The sequence below is a fragment of the Nocardioides sp. genome (assembly GCF_035697785.1).
GTDB lineage: Bacteria > Actinomycetota > Actinomycetes > Propionibacteriales > Nocardioidaceae > Nocardioides_B.
Genome location: NZ_DASSCL010000004.1, coordinates 1 through 18,318 on the forward strand (window position 1 = coordinate 1; position 18,318 = coordinate 18,318).

General features: G+C 71.9%; 16 protein-coding genes. 12 read left to right on the forward strand and 4 right to left on the reverse strand.

From position 1 onward, the window contains the following. The coding region (locus VFH10_RS00570; RefSeq protein WP_325124946.1) for an electron transfer flavoprotein subunit beta/FixA family protein at positions 1-683 on the forward strand (683 nt) is incomplete at its 5' end. A gap of 26 nt (positions 684-709) precedes the next feature. Further along, positions 710-1,699, forward strand: coding sequence for an electron transfer flavoprotein subunit alpha/FixB family protein (locus tag VFH10_RS00575; protein ID WP_325124948.1), 990 nt, complete (start codon positions 710-712; stop codon positions 1,697-1,699). 82 nt (positions 1,700-1,781) lie between these two features. Here the strand turns inward: VFH10_RS00575 and VFH10_RS00580 are convergent, their stop codons facing one another. Next, complete coding sequence (locus VFH10_RS00580; protein WP_325124950.1) at positions 1,782-3,398, reverse strand: ABC-F family ATP-binding cassette domain-containing protein; 1,617 nt, start codon at positions 3,396-3,398, stop codon at positions 1,782-1,784. Positions 3,399-3,555: 157 nt separating this feature from the next. Between VFH10_RS00580 and VFH10_RS00585 the strand changes: the two genes are divergently transcribed. Next, positions 3,556-4,533: an endonuclease/exonuclease/phosphatase family protein gene (locus VFH10_RS00585; RefSeq protein ID WP_325124952.1), complete on the forward strand. Its 978-nt coding sequence runs from the start codon at positions 3,556-3,558 to the stop codon at positions 4,531-4,533. After that, positions 4,530-5,195, forward strand: coding sequence for a hypothetical protein (locus VFH10_RS00590; RefSeq protein ID WP_325124955.1), 666 nt, complete (start codon positions 4,530-4,532; stop codon positions 5,193-5,195). The genes VFH10_RS00585 and VFH10_RS00590 overlap by 4 nt, the downstream gene beginning before the upstream one ends. Here VFH10_RS00590 and VFH10_RS00595 read toward each other — a convergent pair. Beyond that, positions 5,192-6,130: an endonuclease/exonuclease/phosphatase family protein gene (locus tag VFH10_RS00595; RefSeq protein WP_325124957.1), complete on the reverse strand. Its 939-nt coding sequence runs from the start codon at positions 6,128-6,130 to the stop codon at positions 5,192-5,194. The genes VFH10_RS00590 and VFH10_RS00595 overlap by 4 nt on opposite strands. 72 nt (positions 6,131-6,202) lie before the next feature. On the opposite strand from VFH10_RS00595, the gene VFH10_RS00600 reads away from it, so the two are divergent. From VFH10_RS00600 to VFH10_RS00615, 4 genes are read left to right on the forward strand one after another with little or no spacing between them, the layout of a single operon-like run. Continuing rightward, positions 6,203-6,766: a GNAT family N-acetyltransferase gene (locus VFH10_RS00600; protein WP_325124959.1), complete on the forward strand. Its 564-nt coding sequence runs from the start codon at positions 6,203-6,205 to the stop codon at positions 6,764-6,766. Then, entirely contained in the window at positions 6,763-7,992 is a 1,230-nt protein-coding gene (locus tag VFH10_RS00605; protein ID WP_325124961.1) for a cysteine desulfurase family protein, read from the forward strand. The genes VFH10_RS00600 and VFH10_RS00605 overlap by 4 nt, the downstream gene beginning before the upstream one ends. Before the next feature lie 7 nt (positions 7,993-7,999). Then, a complete protein-coding gene (gene mnmA, locus VFH10_RS00610; RefSeq protein WP_325124963.1) occupies positions 8,000-9,103 on the forward strand; it encodes a tRNA 2-thiouridine(34) synthase MnmA in 1,104 nt (367 codons plus the stop codon). Further along, positions 9,100-10,098, forward strand: a complete 999-nt coding sequence (locus tag VFH10_RS00615) for a methionine synthase (RefSeq protein ID WP_325124965.1) — start codon at positions 9,100-9,102, stop codon at positions 10,096-10,098. The genes mnmA and VFH10_RS00615 overlap by 4 nt, the downstream gene beginning before the upstream one ends. 13 nt (positions 10,099-10,111) lie before the next feature. Here VFH10_RS00615 and VFH10_RS00620 read toward each other — a convergent pair whose 3' ends face one another. Further along, a complete protein-coding gene (locus VFH10_RS00620) occupies positions 10,112-10,759 on the reverse strand; it encodes an alpha/beta hydrolase (RefSeq protein ID WP_325124966.1) in 648 nt (215 codons plus the stop codon). A gap of 69 nt (positions 10,760-10,828) precedes the next feature. Between VFH10_RS00620 and ligA the strand changes: the two genes are divergently transcribed. Both ligA and VFH10_RS00630 read left to right on the forward strand, forming a co-directional pair. Further along, entirely contained in the window at positions 10,829-12,982 is a 2,154-nt protein-coding gene (gene ligA / locus VFH10_RS00625; protein ID WP_325124967.1) for an NAD-dependent DNA ligase LigA, read from the forward strand. A gap of 118 nt (positions 12,983-13,100) precedes the next feature. Further along, complete coding sequence (locus VFH10_RS00630; protein WP_325124969.1) at positions 13,101-14,759, forward strand: choice-of-anchor D domain-containing protein; 1,659 nt, start codon at positions 13,101-13,103, stop codon at positions 14,757-14,759. Between the two features lie 51 nt (positions 14,760-14,810). Here VFH10_RS00630 and VFH10_RS00635 read toward each other — a convergent pair whose 3' ends face one another. Continuing rightward, positions 14,811-16,229 carry an FAD-binding oxidoreductase gene (locus tag VFH10_RS00635; protein WP_325124971.1) on the reverse strand — a complete coding sequence of 473 codons (1,419 nt, stop codon included), beginning with the start codon at positions 16,227-16,229 and terminating at the stop codon, positions 14,811-14,813. 196 nt (positions 16,230-16,425) lie between these two features. On the opposite strand from VFH10_RS00635, the gene gatC reads away from it, so the two are divergent. Next, the gene (gene gatC / locus VFH10_RS00640) at positions 16,426-16,725 is read left to right on the forward strand and encodes an Asp-tRNA(Asn)/Glu-tRNA(Gln) amidotransferase subunit GatC (RefSeq protein ID WP_325124973.1); all 300 of its coding nucleotides are present in this window, start codon (positions 16,426-16,428) and stop codon (positions 16,723-16,725) included. Beyond that, positions 16,722-18,251 (forward strand): Asp-tRNA(Asn)/Glu-tRNA(Gln) amidotransferase subunit GatA, encoded by a 1,530-nt coding sequence (gene gatA, locus VFH10_RS00645; protein WP_325124975.1) that lies wholly within the window; start codon positions 16,722-16,724, stop codon positions 18,249-18,251. Before gatC ends, gatA begins: the two co-directional genes overlap by 4 nt. The last annotated feature ends 67 nt before the right edge of the window (positions 18,252-18,318 follow it).

The window sequence follows — 18,318 nt, forward strand, 5'->3', positions numbered from 1 at the left end:
ACGAGTATGCGGTGGAGCAGGCGCTGCTGGTGAAGGAGTCCCTCGGTGATGACACCGGGGACACGGTGGTGACGGTGCTGTGCGTGGGCCCGGAGCAGGCCACCGACGCGGTGCGCAAGGCGCTGCAGATGGGTGCGGACAGGGGCGTGCACGTGGTGGATGAGGCGATCGCCGGCTCGGACGCGTTGGCCACCTCGCTGGTGCTGGCCGAGGCGATCAAGAAGATCCCGCACGACCTGGTGGTGTGTGGGATGGCGTCGACCGACGGCAGCATGGGGGTGGTGCCGGCGATGCTCGCCGAGCGGCTCGGGGTGCCGGGGGTGACGCTGGGCTCGGAGATCTCGGTGGAGGGCGAGACGGTGCGGATCCGCCGGGACGGGGATGCCTCGACCGACACGGTGGAGGGCTCGCTGCCGCTGGTGTTGAGCGTGACCGACCAGTCCGGTGAGGCCCGGTATCCGTCGTTCAAGGGGATCATGGCGGCGAAGAAGAAGCCGGTGGAGACCTGGAGCCTGGCCGACCTGGGTGTGGACGCCGGCCAGGTGGGGCTGTCCGCGGCCTGGAGCGTGGTGGAGGGCACGACGGCGCGGCCGCCGCGGACAGCGGGGGAGATCGTCACCGACGAGGACGGGTCGGGCGCGCAGGCGCTGGTCGACTTCCTCGCCTCGAAGAAGTTCATCTGAGCCGTCGACTGAGTTTGGAGAGAGACATGTCTGAGGTATTGGTGCTCGTCGACACGGACAGCGCTGGCGACGGCAAGGTGACCAAGCCGACCCTGGAGCTGTTGACCATCGCTCGCCGGCTGGGGGAGCCGTCCGCGGTGCTGATCGGCTCGGCCGGCCCGGACGTCACGGCGACGTTGAAGAGGTTCGGTGCCGCGAAGATCTACACCGTGGACGACGCCGACGTGACCGGGTATCTGGTGGCGCCGAAGGCGGAGGTGCTGGCCCAGCTGGTGGAGAAGACTCGCTCGGAAGGTGACCTGGCCGCGGTGCTGGTGGTCTCGTCCGGGGAGGGCAAGGAGATCGCCGGCCGGCTGGCGGTGAAGACCGGCTCCGGCCTGGTCACCGACGCCGTGGATGTGGCGGCCGGCGAGGATGGGACGCCGACCACGACCCAGTCGGTGTTCGCCGGCAACTACACGGTCCAGGCGAAGGTCACCCGGGGCACCCCGATCATCACGGTCAAGCCGAACTCCGCGACCCCCGAGGAAGCCGAAGCAACCGGCGCCGATGACGTGGTGGAGGCGTTCGCCGCCACCATCTCCGAGGCCGCCAAGGGCGCGAGGATCACCGCCTCGGAGCCGCGGAAGGCCTCGGGTCGCCCCGAGCTGACCGAGGCCGCGATCGTGGTCTCCGGCGGCCGCGGCACCGGCGGCAACTTCGAGCCGGTCGAGCAGTTCGCGGACGCGCTCGGTGCCGCGGTCGGTGCGTCCCGGGCGGCGGTGGACTCGGGCTGGTACCCGCACTCGTTCCAGGTCGGGCAGACCGGCAAGACGGTGTCCCCGCAGCTCTACGTCGCCAACGGCATCTCCGGGGCGATCCAGCACCGGGCCGGCATGCAGACCTCGAAGACCATCGTCGCGGTCAACAAGGACGCCGAGGCGCCGATCTTCGAGCTCGTCGACTTCGGCGTCGTCGGCGACCTGCACGCCGTCCTCCCCGCCGCCACCGAGGCGGTCAACCAGCGCAAGGGCTGACGGGCCACCGCCCGTCGAGCCACCGGGCCCCGGCTCCCGCAGAGGGAGCCGGGGTCCATGCCTTTCCATGCCTTCCCAGGCCTCACAGGGGCAGACGGCTGCCTGTCCAGCGGCGCCGCAGCCAGCGGTCGTGCGACGCGACCACGACCCCGCCCGGCGAGCGCTGGAGCGCCTCCTCCAGCTCCTCCGCGAGAGTGAGCGAGATGTGGTTTGTCGGCTCGTCGAGGAGCAGCAGGTCCGGCGCCTGTGCGACCAGGACCGCCAGGGCGAGCCGGCGCTGCTGCCCGAGGCTGAGCACCCCCACCGGGCGGTGCAGGTCGCGCGGATGCAACAGCCCGAGCCCGTGCAGATCCGGACGCGTGGCCCCGGACAGGTCGCCGGTCAGGCCGTCGTACAGCTGGATCGCGCTGCGGTCCGGGCGGCGGAAGGTGACCTGCTGCGGCAGGTAGCCGACCTGACGGGCGCCGACGTCGACGCGTCCCGACGTGGCCGGCAGCACTCCCGCGAGCACCTTGAGGAGCGTGGACTTGCCGGAACCGTTCGCGCCGGTGACGAGCAGGTGCTCCCCGGCGTCGAGGTCCAGGCGTGGCACCTCGACACGGCCGGCGACGGTCAGGTCGCGCACCTGGACGACCCGTCCGGACCGCACCGGGAGGTGGGGCAGGCCGGCGAAGGCCAGCTCGCGCGGGGGCTTCGGGATGCGCTCGGACTCGAGGTCCTCGATGCGCTGCTCGAGATCGCGCACCCGACGGCTGACCGTGCGGGCGACGTTCTCACCCTTGAAGTGGTGGATGAACTTGTCGCCATCGCGCGGTGGCCGGTTGTGCGCGACGCGGCGCGCCGTGGTCGTGGTGGCGGCGCGCAGCCGGTTGAGCTCGTCACGCCGGGCGTCGAACGCCTCCTCCCACCGCAGCCGGGCCTGCCGCTTGGCGGCCAGGTAGTCGGAGTACCCCCCGCTGAAGCGGCTGCCGCCCACGCCGTCCGTGCCGAAGTGACTGGCATCGAGATCCTGCACCTGGCGGCACACGGCCTCCAGGAAGCCGCGGTCGTGGGTGGCCACGACCGCGACCCCGGGGAGGTCGGTGAGGAACTCCTCGAGAAGGGCGACCGCGTCGTCGTCGAGATGGTTGGTCGGCTCGTCGAGGAGGACGCACGGCGGCCGTCCGGCTACCAGTGCCGCGAGCGCCAACCGCGATCGCTGACCTCCCGAGAGCGCGTCCACCGGAGTCGTCGGATCGATGTCGCCGACGCCGAGCCGAGCGGCGGCGGAGGCGGCGCGAGAGTCCGCGGACCACGCATCGCGTAGCCCGCACCAGTCGAGCAGGACGGCGTACTCCTCGGCCGCCGCGGGCGCGTCGAGCTGCCCGGCCAGGACCTCCAGCCGGGCGACGGCGTCGTGCAGGGGCCGCAGCGCCTCGTCGAGCACTTCGGCCACCGTGGCGTCGGGCGGGAACGTCGGCTCCTGGGCGAGGTAGGCGAGCTCCGCGGGCCGGGACACCGTGCCGGCGTCGGCGGGCTCGGCGCCGGCAAGCAACCGCAGGAGGGTCGACTTGCCGGCGCCGTTCTCGCCCACCATCCCAAGGGGCTGACCGGGGGAGGCGACGACGTCGACACCGTCGAGCACGACGCGGTCGCCGTAGGACTTGGCGAGGTCGCGGGCGACGAGCGACTCCGCGCGCAGAAGTGTGGGTGCGGGCATGGGTGACCACCGATCAGCGAGAAAGGGCTGAGACTCGCCGGGCATGGAGCCGCGGGCGCGAGCGAGTGCGGGGTCAGTTCTTCATGACGCGACGATTGTGTCCGACGCATCGGGGCGGTGCAACGGCTTTTTCGCGACGGCGTTCTACGTTGGGACGGTGAAGCTGCGGTGGCTGCTGGTCGGGCTGGTCGTCGTCCTCGTCCTCGTGCCGGCGGGCGCACTGACCGTGGCGCGCATAGTGCAACCGCCCGGTGGCGCGTGGGTGCGGCTGGTTGCCTTCACGCCGTACGCGTTCGCCCTGTACGCGACCGCGCTCGTGCTCCTGGTCGTGGCGTGGAGCCGCAGTCGGGGACCGTGGCGCCCGGTCACCGGCACCTGCACGCTGGTCGCGGTCGCCGGTGTGGTCATGCACGGCTTCTGGCTGGCCCCGGCGTACGTCGGATCGGCCGAGCCCGCAGCGAGCGGCGACCGGCTACGGGTGATGACGGCCAATCTCATGCTGGGTCAGGCAGCTCCGTCGCAGGTGGTGGAGGTGGCCGTGGAGGAGGACGTGGACGTCCTGGTGCTGCAGGAGGTCGACGACCGCTCCCTCGCCCGGATGCGAGCCGCCGGCCTCGACGACGTGTTCGCGCACTCGGCGGGTGAGCCTGCCGCCGGCGCGTCCGGGACCGTTGTGCTCGCGCGGCGGCCGGTCCGGCAGGTCACCGCGCTCGACACCGGTTTCGGCGGCTACCAGGTCGTCGTCGAGGGCGTCACGCTGCTCGCCGTGCACCCGCGTCCGCCGACCGGCGACGTCCAGGACTGGACCGAGGACCATCGGACGATCCGCCGCGCGGCGCACGAGCGCGCAACGCCCACCATGATCGTCGGTGACCTCAACGCGACCACCGACCACCGCGTGGTCCGCGAGCTGATCGGCCGGGGCTACCGCGACGCGGCGACCGAGGCCGGCTCGCGGTGGCAGCCGACCTGGCCGGCCGACGGCGAGATGCGGCTGTTCGGCGTACCCGTGCCGCCGATGCTCGCTCTGGACCACGTGCTGGTCAACGACGCGTTGCACGCGGTGCGGACGGAGTCGGTCAGCGTCGACGGAACCGACCATCGTGCCCTGCTGGCGGAGGTGGTGCTGTCTTGACCCGGCGCACGCCCCACGGCCCGTCCTGGCAGCTGTCCGACGAGGACATCGAGTTCTACGACGTCTACGGCGACTGGGACCCGCTCACCCCGGCCGAGGTCGCCGTGCACATGGAGGGGTTCCCGAGACCCTGGTGGATCGTCGGCGGCTACGCCATGGAGGCGTTCACCGGTGTCCCCCGGTTCCACGAGGACCTCGACCTGGTGATCTTCACCAGCGACTTCCCGCACCTGCGCGCGCAGCTGGGCGGGACCTTCCACCTGTGGAGCAACACCGGCGGAACGCTGCGGTTCATCGACGACGAGCACCCCGAGCCGGACCGCCCGTTGAGCCAGATCTGGATGCGCGAGAACGCGCGCTCGCCGTGGCGAGTCGACTGCCCGCTGAACCCGGAGGTGGACGGTCGCTGGCAGTCCAAGCGCGACGAGTCGCACGTCGCCGACCTCGACGACGTGACCTGGGTGGCCGACGACGGCATCCGGTACCTCAACCCGGAGGTGGCCCTGCTCTATAAGGCGAGGCAGGCGCGGGACAAGGACCTCGTCGACCTCGACAATGCGTGGCCGCTGATGTCGGACCAGCAGCAGGACTGGCTGCGCGCCAACATCCATCGCCTTCACCCCGACCACGCCTGGCTCGACCGCATGGCCAGGCACGGCTAGCGACCGATGGTCACGACCACCGGTCGGTGGTCCGAGGCCGGCTCGTCCGCCCGCGCCAGCGGGTTGTCGGTCACGGATGGCGGGACCGGCCCGCCCGTCTCCACCCGCGTCACCCGCTCGACCGCCGCCCGGGTCACCAGCAGGTGGTCGATCAGCTCACGCCGCCCGCGGTAGACGCGGGAGTAGCGGTCCTCCTCCGGGATCAGCGACTCCACGTTCCACAGCCGGGACCCGTCGCCCCGGTCCGGCGCGTCGAAGCCACCGGTGCCGATCTCCGACCCTGGCGGGCCGAGAAGGATCTGCGTGGTGGCGGCCGTCGCCTCGTCGTTGAGGTCTCCGGCGACGACGAGCACGCGGGTCCGGCCCTGGTCGGCGAGCAGTCCGGTGACGTGCACCCGGACGCCGGCGGCCTCGGCGGCGCGGCGGTGCAGGGCGTACACGGCGTACCGCGCCCGCTCGTCCTCGTCGCGCGGGTTGAAGCGGCCGCCGGGATAGCTGAGCAGCTTGGACTTGAGGTGCACCGACACGACGTCCACGTCGACGCCCTGGACGCGCACCCGCGCCGCCAGTGCGGGACGGCCGAGCGAGTCGAGCGTGTGGCCGGCGTCGTCGACCTGGACCGGAGCGAGGAGATGGGGGAACCGCGTGACCTCGTGCACCTCGGTCAGCGGCGTCCGGGAGAGGACGCCCGCCCGGATGCCGCGCGCGTCGGGGGTCGCGAGGGCACTGTGCCAGCTGCCCTCGAGCCTTCCGACCAGGTCGTCGAGCGCGCCCGGAGAGCCGACCTCCTGCACCGCCAGCACGTCGAGTGCGAGCCCGTCGATCACACCCGCGAGTGAGGTCAGCTTCGCGTGGTACGTCGCCCCGTCCGGAGGGCTGCCGGAGCCTTCCCCGGGACGGAACAGGTTCTCGAGGTTCCAGGTGCCGACGCGCATGGGCCCAGCCAACCGCGTCCGGGGCGGCTGGAACAATCACCCCATGTGCTTGTACGTCGACGGGGAGATCACGTGACGGTGCCGGTCCTGCGCACCGACCGGCTGCTGCTTCGCGGCTGGACGGAGTCGGACCGGGCGCCGTTCGCTCTGATGAACGCGAATCCCGAGGTGATGGAGCACTTCCCGGCGCCGCTCGACCGTGCCGGGTCCGACGCGTTCGTGGACCGGATCGAGGCCCACTTCGCCGACCACGGTTTCGGGCTCTGGGCGGTCGAGGCCGACGGCGAGTTCCTCGGCTTCACCGGCCTCGCGGTGCCGCGGTTCCACGTGGACTGGATGGACCAGCGCGAGCAGCCGGTGGTCGAGGTCGGCTGGCGGCTGGGCAGATCGGCCTGGGGGAGCGGCTACGCCACCGAAGCCGCCCGTGCCGCGCTCGACTTCGCCTTCGACGGGCTCGGCCGCGACGAGGTGGTGTCGTTCACCGTGGTCGAGAACACCCGCTCCCGCGCGGTCATGGAGCGCCTCGGCATGCGACTGCTCACGACGTACGACCACCCCGTCGAGGGCGGTCCCTCCCTGCCCTCGGTCTGCTACCTGCTCACGCGCGACGAGCACGTACCCTGGGAGACGCGATGAACGCCCCTCTGACCGACTCCGTCTACCTCGACCACGCCGCCTCGACGCCGATGTTCCCCGAGGCCGTCGCGGCGATGACCGAGCAGCTGACCCGCACCGGCAACCCCTCGTCACTGCACGCGTCCGGCCGTGCCGCGCGGCGGGTCGTGGAGGAGTCGCGTGAACGCATCGCGGCCGCGCTCAACGCCCGCCCGGGCGAGGTCGTCTTCACCTCCGGTGGCACGGAGTCCGACAACCTCGCGCTCAAGGGGTTGTTCTGGTCGCGTCGCGGCGCCGATCCCCGTCGCACCCGGATCCTGGCCACCGCCATCGAGCACCATGCGGTCCTCGACCCGCTGCACTGGCTCGCAGAGCACGAGGGTGCCGAGGTCGAGCTGCTCCCGGTCGACCGGCTCGGGCGGCTCGACGTCGACGCCTACCGCGCCGCCGTCGACCGCGACCCCGCCTCGGTGGCGCTGGTGACGGTGATGTGGGCCAACAACGAGGTGGGCACGGTGCAGCCGTTGCGGGCCGTCGTCGAGGCGGCGCACGCGCACGACATCCCGGTCCACACCGACGCCGTGCAGGCGGTGGGGCAGGTGCCTGTCGACTTCGCCGACAGCGACGTCGACCTGCTCACCCTGACCGCCCACAAGGTCGGCGGCCCCTACGGCGTGGGCGCCCTCGTCGTACGCCGCGAGCTGGAGCTGACGCCGCAGCTCCACGGTGGCGGGCAGGAGCGCGACGTCCGCTCCGGAACCATCGACACACCCGCGATCGCCGGGTTCGCCACCGCGGTCGAGCTGGCCGTCAAGCGCCAGCCCGAGCACGCCGAGCGGGTCTGTGCGCTGCGCAACGCTCTGGTGGAGCGCATCCTGGAGCAGGTGCCCGACGCGGGTGTGAACGGTGACCCGGACTGTGCGCCGGAGCACCGGCTGCCCGGCAACGCCCACCTGACCTTCCCGGGGTGCGAGGGCGACTCGCTGCTGATGCTGCTCGACGCCCGCGGGATCGCGTGCTCGACCGGTTCGGCCTGCTCTGCCGGCGTGCCCCAACCCTCGCACGTGCTGCTCGCGATGGGACGCACCGACGAGCAGGCCCGGTCCTCGCTGCGGTTCTCGCTCGGGCACACGTCCACCCAGGCCGACGTGGACGCGCTGGTGGAGGCGATCGGGCCGGTCGTGGAGCGGGCCCGCGCCGCAGGCGTCGTCTCCGGCATCGGCGGCTCCACCCGCAAGGCCGGGTGACCCGGTCGTGAAGGTTCTCGCTGCCATGTCAGGCGGCGTCGACTCCGCGGTCGCCGCCGCCCGCGCCGCGGAGTCCGGGCACGACGTCACCGGCATCCACCTCGCCCTGTCGCGGAACCCCGCGTCGTACCGCACCGGCGCCCGCGGGTGCTGCACGATCGAGGACGCCGGCGACGCCCGCCGCGCCGCCGACGTGATCGGGATCCCCTTCTACGTATGGGATCTGAGCGACCGGTTCCACGAGGACGTGGTCGAGGACTTCATGGCCGAGTACACCGCCGGCCGCACACCCAACCCGTGCCTGCGTTGCAACGAGAAGATCAAGTTCGCCGCGGTGCTCGACCGCGCGCTGGCCCTCGGCTTCGACGCCGTCGCGACCGGCCACTACGCACGGCTCGAGACGGGGGCGGAGGGCGTCGTCGAGCTGCACCGGGCCGACGACATGGGCAAGGACCAGTCCTACGTGCTCGGCGTGCTCACGCAGGAGCAGCTCGCGCACTCGCTGTTCCCGCTGGGCGACACTCCCAAGTCCGAGGTCCGGGCCGAGGCCGAGCGCCGGGGACTGTCCGTGGCGCGCAAGCCCGACAGCCACGACATCTGCTTCATCAGCGACGGCGACACGGGTGGCTGGCTCGCGGAGAAGCTGGGCGCCGGCACGGGCCAGATCGTCGACCACGCGACGGGCGAGGTGCTCGGTCACCACAGCGGTGCGTTCGGCTTCACCATCGGCCAGCGCAAGGGGCTGCGGATCGGTCGGCCCGCCGAGGACGGCAGGCCGCGCTACGTCCTCGACATCGAGCCGGTGTCCGGCACGGTCACGGTCGGGCCGCGCGAGTCACTCACCGTCGACCGGATCACCGGGATCCGGCCGCGATGGTGCGGTGCCGCGCTGACCGGCGGCCTCGAGGGGACCGTCCAGCTGCGCGCTCACGGCGACGAGCACCGAGCGCTGGTGCGGGTCGTCGGCGCCGAAGCAGTCGAGATCGAGCTGCGTGACCCCGCCCAGGGGATCGCGCCCGGGCAGGCCGCGGTGATCTACGACGGCTCGCGGGTCGTCGGCTCCTGCACCATCAGTGCAACCGCGCGTGTGACCGACCCGGTCGCCCGGTGACGGTCGCCTCCGCCGTCGGGTCGATGCCCGGCAGCACCGCCGAGGAGTACGACGAGGCGTTGCGCAGCGTGCTGGGCGAGCTGCCCGACCTCCCACACCTGCCCGAGCTGCCCGGTCGTGGACCGACCGCGTCGATGACCGGCCGCGCCCTCGCCGTGCTGGCCGACCTCGACGCCGACCTCCAGCCGGCCGGGTGGCGGCTCACCGGCAGCAGCGGCTCGCCCGGGATCGACCATCGTCGGGCTCGGTCGCTCCTCGCCCAGGACCTCGACGCGCTCGAGGAGCAGGCCGACGGCTACACGGGCCGGCTCAAGGTGCAGGTCACCGGCCCGTGGACGCTGGCCGCGACGGTCGAGAAGCCGCGCGGCGACCGGCTGCTCTCCGACCACGGCGCGAGGCGTGAGCTGGCCGAGGCCCTGGCCGAGGGGCTGCGCGACCATGTGGCCGACGTGCGCCGGCGGCTGCCGGGCGCGGCGCTGGTCGTGCAGGTCGACGAGCCCGCGCTGCCGTCGGTCCTGGCCGGACAGGTGCCCACCGCGTCCGGCCTGCACCGACACCGTTCGGTCGACCGTCCGGAGGCCTCCGCCCTGCTGGAACAGGTGTTCACGGCTGTCACCGAGTCCGGGGCCGTCCCCGTCGCGCACTGCTGTGCTGCCGACGCGCCGATCGACCTGCTGGTCGGCGCCGGGGCGCACGGCGTCTCCGTCGACCTCGCCGTGCTCGCCCCCTCGGCGTACGACGACGTCGCGACGCTGCTCGAGAAGGGTGCGCCCGTGCTGCTCGGGGTGGTGCCCGCCATCGAGCCGGCCACGCCACCGGGCGACAAGGCGCTCACCGACCGGGTGCTGCGCTTCCTGGACATGCTCGGCTTCGACCCGGCCGCGGTGACCGACGCGCTGGTGGTCACACCCGCGTGCGGACTGGCCGGCGCCTCCCCGGCGTACAGCCTGGCGGCACTGAAGCAGACCCGCGACGTCGCCAGGCACCTGTCGTGACGCGGGACCGGCGTTAGTCCCGACTGCGGTCGGCGACGCCGGCGAAGGCGAGGCTTCGACTGACCGCGAACGCGTTCCACGCAGGGATCCGGCGGAACATGTAGTGGCCGACCGCACCCATGTCCACGAGCTCGGTGGACGCGGCGACTCGCTCCGCGCGCTCCACGAACGCGGCGGTCTGGCTGATCGACGTGATCTTGTCGGAGCGTCCGTGCGCCGCGGCGAGGTGGCGGCCGGAGAGGGTGCGGTTGGGCTCGTTGGCCGGCAGCCAGGGTGCGAGACCGACCACGCCTGTCACCTGCGGGTCGTCGGCGACGGCCACCGCGGTGCGGGCACCCATGGAGTGGCCGAGGAGCACGACCGGCACGTCCGCGTGGTCCCGGCGTACCTCTTCGAGGGCCCAGCGTGCGTCCAGCACCGGTGAGGGGGTCGAGGAGGTGCGCTGGTTCCACCCGCGGACCGAGTACCTGAGCAACCACACCGCGGCGCCGGCGCCGGTGAGCCGACCCTCGATCTGGCCCAACATCCAGCGGGATCGACGCCACGAGGTGCTGCGTTCGTCGACCGGCGTGTGGCCGTCGGCACGGCCGCCGTGCAGCATCAGCACGAGCGCTCGCGCGGCTCCCTCGGGCTCGCGGCGGAGGAGTGACGGCGCGGGCATGCGGCGATCCTCTCAAGGCGGTCCAAGGGATCCGGGTGGTCGTCGGTGGTTCACGGCAAGATAGGCGCCATGACCGACTCTCCCGACACCGCCGAGGCCGAGGTTCCCGTGGTCGAGGAGGCCACCGCCGATGCCCGTGAGGAGCACCGGCAGCTCTCCGAGGAGATCGATGACGCCCGGTGGCGCTACTACATCCTCGACGACCCGACGCTGTCCGACCACGACTTCGACCTCCGGCTGAGGCGCCTGGAGGAGCTCGAGGAGCACTACCCCGAGCTGCGCACCCCCGACTCGCCGACCCAGAAGGTCGGCGGTGCGGTGTCGACGATGTTCACCGCGGTCGACCACCTCGAGCCGATGATGAGCCTCGACAACGCGTTCAACTTCGAGGAGCTGGAGACCTGGCGCAGCCGGCTGGCCCGTGACGGGGTGGACGACCCGGCGATGCTGTGCGAGCTCAAGGTCGACGGTCTCGCGGTCAACCTGCTCTACGAGGACGGCCGGCTGGTGCGGGCCGCGACCCGCGGCGACGGTCGCACCGGTGAGGACGTCACGCCCAACGTGCGCACGATCGACAACGTGCCCGACCGGCTCACCGGCACGGACAAATACCCGGTCCCGACGCGCGTCGAGGTCCGCGGCGAGGTGTTCCTGCCGGTCGAGGCGTTCGAGCGGCTCAACGAGTCGATGCAGGACGCCGGCAAGCCCCCGTTCGCCAACCCGCGCAACGCGGCGGCCGGCTCGCTGCGGCAGAAGGACCCCCGGGTGACGGCCACCCGGGCGCTCGCGATGGTCTGCCACGGGCTCGGCGCGCGTGAGGGCTTCACGCCGACCGCCCAGAGCGAGTCGTACGCCGCCCTGGCGGCCTGGGGCCTGCCTGTCAGCGACCGTGCCAAGGTCCTGCCCGACCTCGAGGCCGTCAAGGGGTTCATCGAGCACTACGGCGAGCACCGGCACGACGTCGAGCACGAGATCGACGGCGTCGTGATCAAGGTCGACGACGTGTCGCTGCAGCGCCGGCTGGGGTCCACGTCCCGGGCGCCGCGCTGGGCGATCGCCTACAAGTACCCGCCCGAGGAGGTCAACGCCAAGCTGCTCTCCATCGAGGTCAACACGGGCCGCACCGGCAGGGTGACGCCGTTCGCGGTGATGGAGCCGACCAGGGTGGCCGGCTCGACGGTCGAGCGGGCCACCCTGCACAACGCCCACGAGGTCAAGCGCAAGGACGTCCGGCCGGGCGACACCGTCATCCTCCGCAAGGCGGGCGACGTGATCCCCGAGATCGTCGGGCCGGTGCTCGGGCTGCGGCCCGAGGGTCTTACAGAGTGGGTGATGCCGACCGAGTGCCCGTCGTGCGGGACCACGCTCGTGCAGGAGAAGGAGGGCGACAAGGACCTGCGCTGCCCCAACCACCGCACCTGCCCCTCCCAGCTGCTCGACCGGGTGTTCCATGTCGCAGGTCGCGGGGCGTTCGACATCGAGGGTCTCGGCTCCGAGGCGGCGTACGCACTCCTGCAGGCCGGCGTCATCGTCGACGAGGGCGACATCTTCGACCTCGACGAGGACAAGCTCCTGCGGGCGCCGCTGTTCACGCGCGCACCGAAGAAGGACGAGGGCGATCAGCCGGTCCTCAGCGCCAACGGCCGGCGGCTCCTCGACAACCTCGCCAACGCCAAGGACCGACCGCTCTGGCGGGCGATCGTCGGCCTGTCCATCCGTCACGTCGGTCCGACGGCCGCCCGTGCGCTGGCCACCGAGTTCGGCTCCCTGCAGGAGATCCGGGAGGCCGAGGAGGAGCGGCTCGCCCACACCGAGGGGGTCGGGCCGACCATCGCCGCTTCCGTCCGGCAGTGGTTCGACGGCCCCGACGGCGAGTGGCACAACGCGATCGTCGACAAGTGGGCCGCGGCCGGCGTCACTATGGCCGACGAGCGCGACGAGTCCAAGCCACGCACCCTGGAGGGCCTGAGCATCGTGGTGACCGGGTCGCTCGACGAGTTCAGTCGCGACCAGGCCAAGGAGGCGATCATCAGCCGCGGTGGCAAGGCGGCGTCGTCGGTCTCCAAGAAGACCGACTTCGTGGTGGCCGGCGAGTCACCCGGCTCCAAGCACGACAAGGCCGTCCAGCTCAAGGTGCCGGTGCTCGACGAGGACGGATTCCGGACATTGCTCGCAGACGGACCCGAGGCCGCACTCGAGCGAGCCTCGGTCGGCGAAGGCTGACTTCTCACGAATCCGGCCCTGTATCGTTCTTTTTACCAATGTTTTACGGCTACCTCCCAAGATTTGGCGCGTCGGTCGCGCGGCCGCGCACCGGCCCTCGACAATCAGGGGGTAGCACATGTTCTCGGTACTCGGCTCTTCACCACGCTCCAGGTCAGGTCGGAGCATCGCGCTGGCCAGCGCGGGTCTGCTGGCAGCCTCGGGCCTCTCGCTCACCACCACGAGCGCCGACGCGGCACTCTCCCGGGTCGGCCCGATCGACCCGGCGACCACCTTCCCCAGCTTCTACACCGACGCTCAGGGCATGAGCCTGCAGGCCTGTCTCGAGGGACCACCGCGCTGTCTCGGGAGCCAGGCCGAGCTCATGGCCGCTCCCGAGGGCGAAGGCTTCTACTACTCCGCCTCGGCCACGGCGGGCGGCATCGACGTGGGGCTCGAGCTCGAGATGGCCTGGGCCGGCATCGGTCAGCCGATCGTGTTCCAGCGCTCGCAGTACGCCGCGAACGGCGGAGGGCTGGTGCCCAACGCCGAGTACACCATCACCGATCCGTACGGCACCGCCACCTGCACCGCGGACGAGAGCGGCTCCATCAAGAACAACGCCTGTCGCACCGAGACCGGCGGCGGCGCCAACGTGTTCAGCGACGCGCTGACCGGGCGCGTCGACCCGTTCCTTCACTGGGATCCACTCTCGGACGCTCCGCCCGGCTATATCGGGGACGGCGTCACGCCGCACCCGATCGCGGTTCCGCCCTCGGGGACGAACTTCGTTCGGGTGTGCGGTCCGGCCGGCTGCGACCAGACCAACCTGTTCGTGGTCTCCGGCAAGCTCGCTCCGGGCGCGATGGGCAGCGTGGACAGGTCCGCGATCGCGTTCGGCTCGGTGTCCGCCCCGGTGGCGCAGCGCGTCATCTACACCAGCATCGGCACAGCCGGGATCGGCGTCAGCAGTGTCACGCCTTCGGGGCCGTTCACGATCTCCGAGAACACCTGTAGCGGCGCGAGCCTCGGCAGCGGGGCTCAGTGCAGCTTCGTGGTCACCTACAACCCGACACCCGGCGTGGTCTCGAGCGGCACCGTCGCGGTCGCCGACTCGACCGGAACGAAGACCATCAACCTGTCCGGCAAGGGACGGCTCGGTGTGGCCGCCCTGTCGACCAGCTCGGTCGTCATGCAGGACACCAAGATCGGCAAGAAGCGCAACGGCGTCGTGACGGTCACGAACGCCGGCGACCTCGACCTGACGGTCTCGAAGCCGCGCTTCGGCGGCCAGAACCGCCATGACTTCCGCCGCGGGCTCGTCCAGGCCGGTTGCGTCCCCGGCACCACGCTGGCCCCCGGTGGGGCCTGCAACATCCGGGTGATCTTCGCGCCTCGGGCGCGGGGCGTGCGGAAGGCCCGACTCGGCGTGGCGACCAGCGTCGGCACGCAGGTCGTCAGCCTCGCCGGCACCGGCAAGGGCAAGGACCGCGTGGCGCCGAAGGTGGTCGGCAAGTCGCCGTCGTCGAAGCGGGTCAAGCGGGGCAAGGACGTCGAGGTCAGGTTCAGCGAGGAGGTCAGCGGCGTGAACAAGAGAAGCCTGCGACTCACCCTGGGCTCCGGCAAGGTCGTCAAGGCCAAGCTCAGCAAGCTCGAGGGCGGTGACCTCTGGAGGCTTGACCCGAAGAGCAAGCTCAAAGCCGACAAGGACTACCGGGTCCGGCTGACCGGGCGCATCCACGACCGGGGCGGCAACCGGTTGGCGAGCACCGACTGGAAGTTCCACACCCGCGGGTGACGACTCGCACCGCCTCGCGGCCCGGCAGCGGGTCGCGAGGCGGTCTCGCGTTCAGGCGCGGGAGTCAGCGGGGTCCTTCCCACCCGTCGGCGCGATGTTGTGGTTGGAGCGGAACACGTTGGTCGGGTCCCACTCGTCCTTGAGGGCCACCAGACGGCGCAGCTTGTCGTCGCCGAACCCGGCCCGGACGTCGGCCGACGTCGTACCCGGCTCGAAGTTCAGGTAGGTCCCGCCCGACAGCGCCGGCTCGAAGGCGCGTGAGAACGACTCCACCCACTGCATCTCGTGGGCGCCCTCCTCGGGGGTCGCCCAGCAGGCGATCGGGTGAGCCATGTACGGCGCGTTCCGATTGCCGGCCGCGGTGGCGTCCTCGGCCACCCGGCCGACCGCGCCTGCGTGCCGGAACACGATGCCCTGGGTCATCGGCGACCCGATGTCCCGGCCGACGGCCAGGTAGGGCTCGATGACCTCGTCAGGCAGCCCGTTCAGGTGCTGGCCGCGGTGGTAGTTGAGCCAGCCCCGCGGGGCGAAGCCGTCGAGCATCGCCTGCAGGGCGGTGTAGGGCATCGGCTGCACCAGGTCGAGGCCACCGGCCAGCATGTCGCGGAGCGGCCGCATCGCCTCGGTGCCCTCTGCGGGGTCCCCGACCCAGCACATGACGACGGCCAGCATGGGCTTGCCGACCAGCTCCTTCGGCACGAAGTCTTCGGGCGGTGCCAGAACCGTCGCCAGTGCGGTGACGAGCCGCTCGTCGGCCTGCTCGACAATGGCCCGGTAGCCGCGCACGACATCGCCGGACTCCTCGGTGTTCGGGACGATCACCATCCCGGCCAGCAGCTCCGGCTCGATCTTGTGCAGACGCAGCTCGTAGGCCGTGACGACCCCGAAGTTGGCGCCCGCACCGCGCAGCGCCCAGAGCAGCTCGGGGTGCTCGTCCTCCGACACGTGCAGGAACCTGCCGTCGGCCGTGACCACGTCGGCGCCGACCAGGTTGTCGCAGGTGAGACCGTGCACCGGCGAGAGCCAGCCGTAGCCGCCGCCGAGCGTGAACCCGCCCACCCCGGTGGTGGTGACGCGCCCGCCCGGCGTGGCCATCCCCATGAGTGTGGTCTCGCGGTCGTACTCGCCCCACAGCGTGCCGCCCTGGGTAACCGCGACGCCACGCTCGGGCTCGAGGTGCACGCCTTTCATCGCCGACAGGTCGATGAGGACGCCGCCCTCGGCCACCGAGGTGCCCGCGATGCCGTGGCCGCCGCAGCGGACCGACAGCGTCAGCCCGGCCTCCCTGGCGTAGGCGACGGCGTCGATGACGTCGGCAGCTCCGTGCGGGCGCAGCACGAGCGCGGGCCTGCGGTCGATGCTGCCGTTGTACACCGCGCGAGCGGCGTCGTACTCGGCGTCCTGGGGACGGATCGCCTCGCCCATGAACGAGGCGCTGAGCTCCGGACCGGTGGTGACGGTCTGGGTCATGGCGCGGCTCCCTGAGGTAGAGGAATCGGGGTCACCACGACTGAACGCCGGTCGACGGGGAGGGACAATGACGCGTGCGGGTGGTTACCCGGCAGTCACGGCCGCGGGACAACGATTCGTCTGCGGTCTATGGGGTGATTCACACGGGCGGACCGCAGACGAATCGTTGTGAGGCGTCCCTCATAGGATGCTGCGCATGCCTGACATCACCCGCGACGAGGTGGCGCACCTCGCCGACCTCGCCCGGATCGACCTGTCCGACGCAGAGCTCGACCACCTGGCCCCGCAGCTCGCGGTGATCCTCGACTCGATCGCCTCGATCTCCGAGGTCGCGGCCGGCGACGTGCCGCCGACCTCGCACCCGTTGCCGCTCACCAACGTGTTCCGCGAGGACGTCGTCACGCCGAGCCTCACCGCCGAGCAGGCGCTCGCGGGGGCTCCCGAGGTCGAGGAGCAGCGTTTCTCGGTGCCGCGCATCCTCGGGGAGGAGCAGTGAGCGGCAGCGACCTGACCCGCCGCACCGCGGCCGAGCTGGCGCAGGCGCTGGCCGACGGCGAGACCTCCTCGGTCGAGGTGACCCAGGCGCACCTGGACCGGATCGCCGAGGTCGACGGCGCCGTTCACGCGTTCCTGCACGTCGACACCGACGGGGCGCTGGAGCAGGCCCGGGCCGCCGACGCCCGCCGCGCCGCGGGGTCGCCCGCCTCCGCGCTCGACGGCGTGCCGATCGCGGTCAAGGACGTGCTCGCCACTGAAGGGCTGCCCACCACGTGTGGCTCGCGGATCCTCGAGGGCTGGCTGCCGCCGTACGACGCCACGGTGGTCGACAGGCTCCGCCGGGCCGGCCTGCCGATCCTCGGCAAGACCAACATGGACGAGTTCGCGATGGGCTCGTCCACCGAGCACTCGGCCTACGGCACGACCCACAACCCGTGGGACCTCGACCGGATCCCGGGCGGCTCCGGCGGCGGCTCCGCGGCGGCCGTCGCGGCGTTCGAGGCGCCGATCGCACTCGGCACCGACACCGGCGGCTCGATCCGCCAGCCAGGTGCCGTCACCGGCACGGTCGGTGCGAAGCCGACGTACGGCGGGGTCTCCCGGCACGGCCTGATCGCGCTGGCCAACTCCCTCGACCAGGTGGGGCCGGTCACCCGCACGGTGCTCGACGCGGCGCTGCTGCACGAGCTCGTCGGCGGACACGACCCGCTCGACTCGACGTCGATCGACCAGCCGGTCCCCGCGGTCGTCGCGGCCGCGAAGGAGGGCGCCACCGGAGACATGTCCGGCGTGCGCATCGGCGTCGTCAAGGAGCTCTCGGGCGAGGGCTACCAGTCCGGCGTGCTGGCCCGGTTCGAGGAGTGCGTGCAGGTGCTCGTCGAGGCGGGCGCCGAGGTGGTCGAGGTGTCCTGTCCGACGTTCGTGCACGCGCTGGCGACGTACTACCTGATCCTGCCGGCGGAGGCGTCGTCCAACCTCGCGAAGTTCGACGGGATGCGCTACGGCCTGCGGGTCTACCCCGAGGGCATCGACCTTCCGAGTGCCGAGGAGACCATGCGCGCCACCCGCGACAAGGGCTTCGGCGACGAGGTCAAGCGCCGGATCATCCTCGGCACCTACGCCCTGTCGAGCGGCTACTACGACGCCTACTACGGGCAGGCCCAGAAGGTGCGCACGCTGATCAGCCGCGACTTCGAGGCGGCGTTCGCGCAGGCCGACGTGCTGGTCTCGCCGACCGCACCCACCACGGCGTTCAAGATCGGCGAGAAGGTCGACGACCCGCTGGCGATGTACCTCAACGACCTCGCGACCATCCCCGCCAACCTCGCCGGGGTGCCGGGCATCTCCGTGCCGAGCGGGCTCGCCGACGAGGACGGCCTGCCGGCCGGCTTCCAGGTGCTCGCCCCGGCGATGGCCGACGACCGCGTCTACAAGGTGGGCGCAGCGCTGGAGGCCCTGCTGAAGGACCGCTGGGGCGGCCGGTTGCTCGACCGGGCACCCGAGCTGAACGGAGCCGCGCGATGAGCGAAACCTTGATGCCGTACGACGAGGCGCTGGCCAGGTTCGACCCGGTGATGGGCCTCGAGGTGCA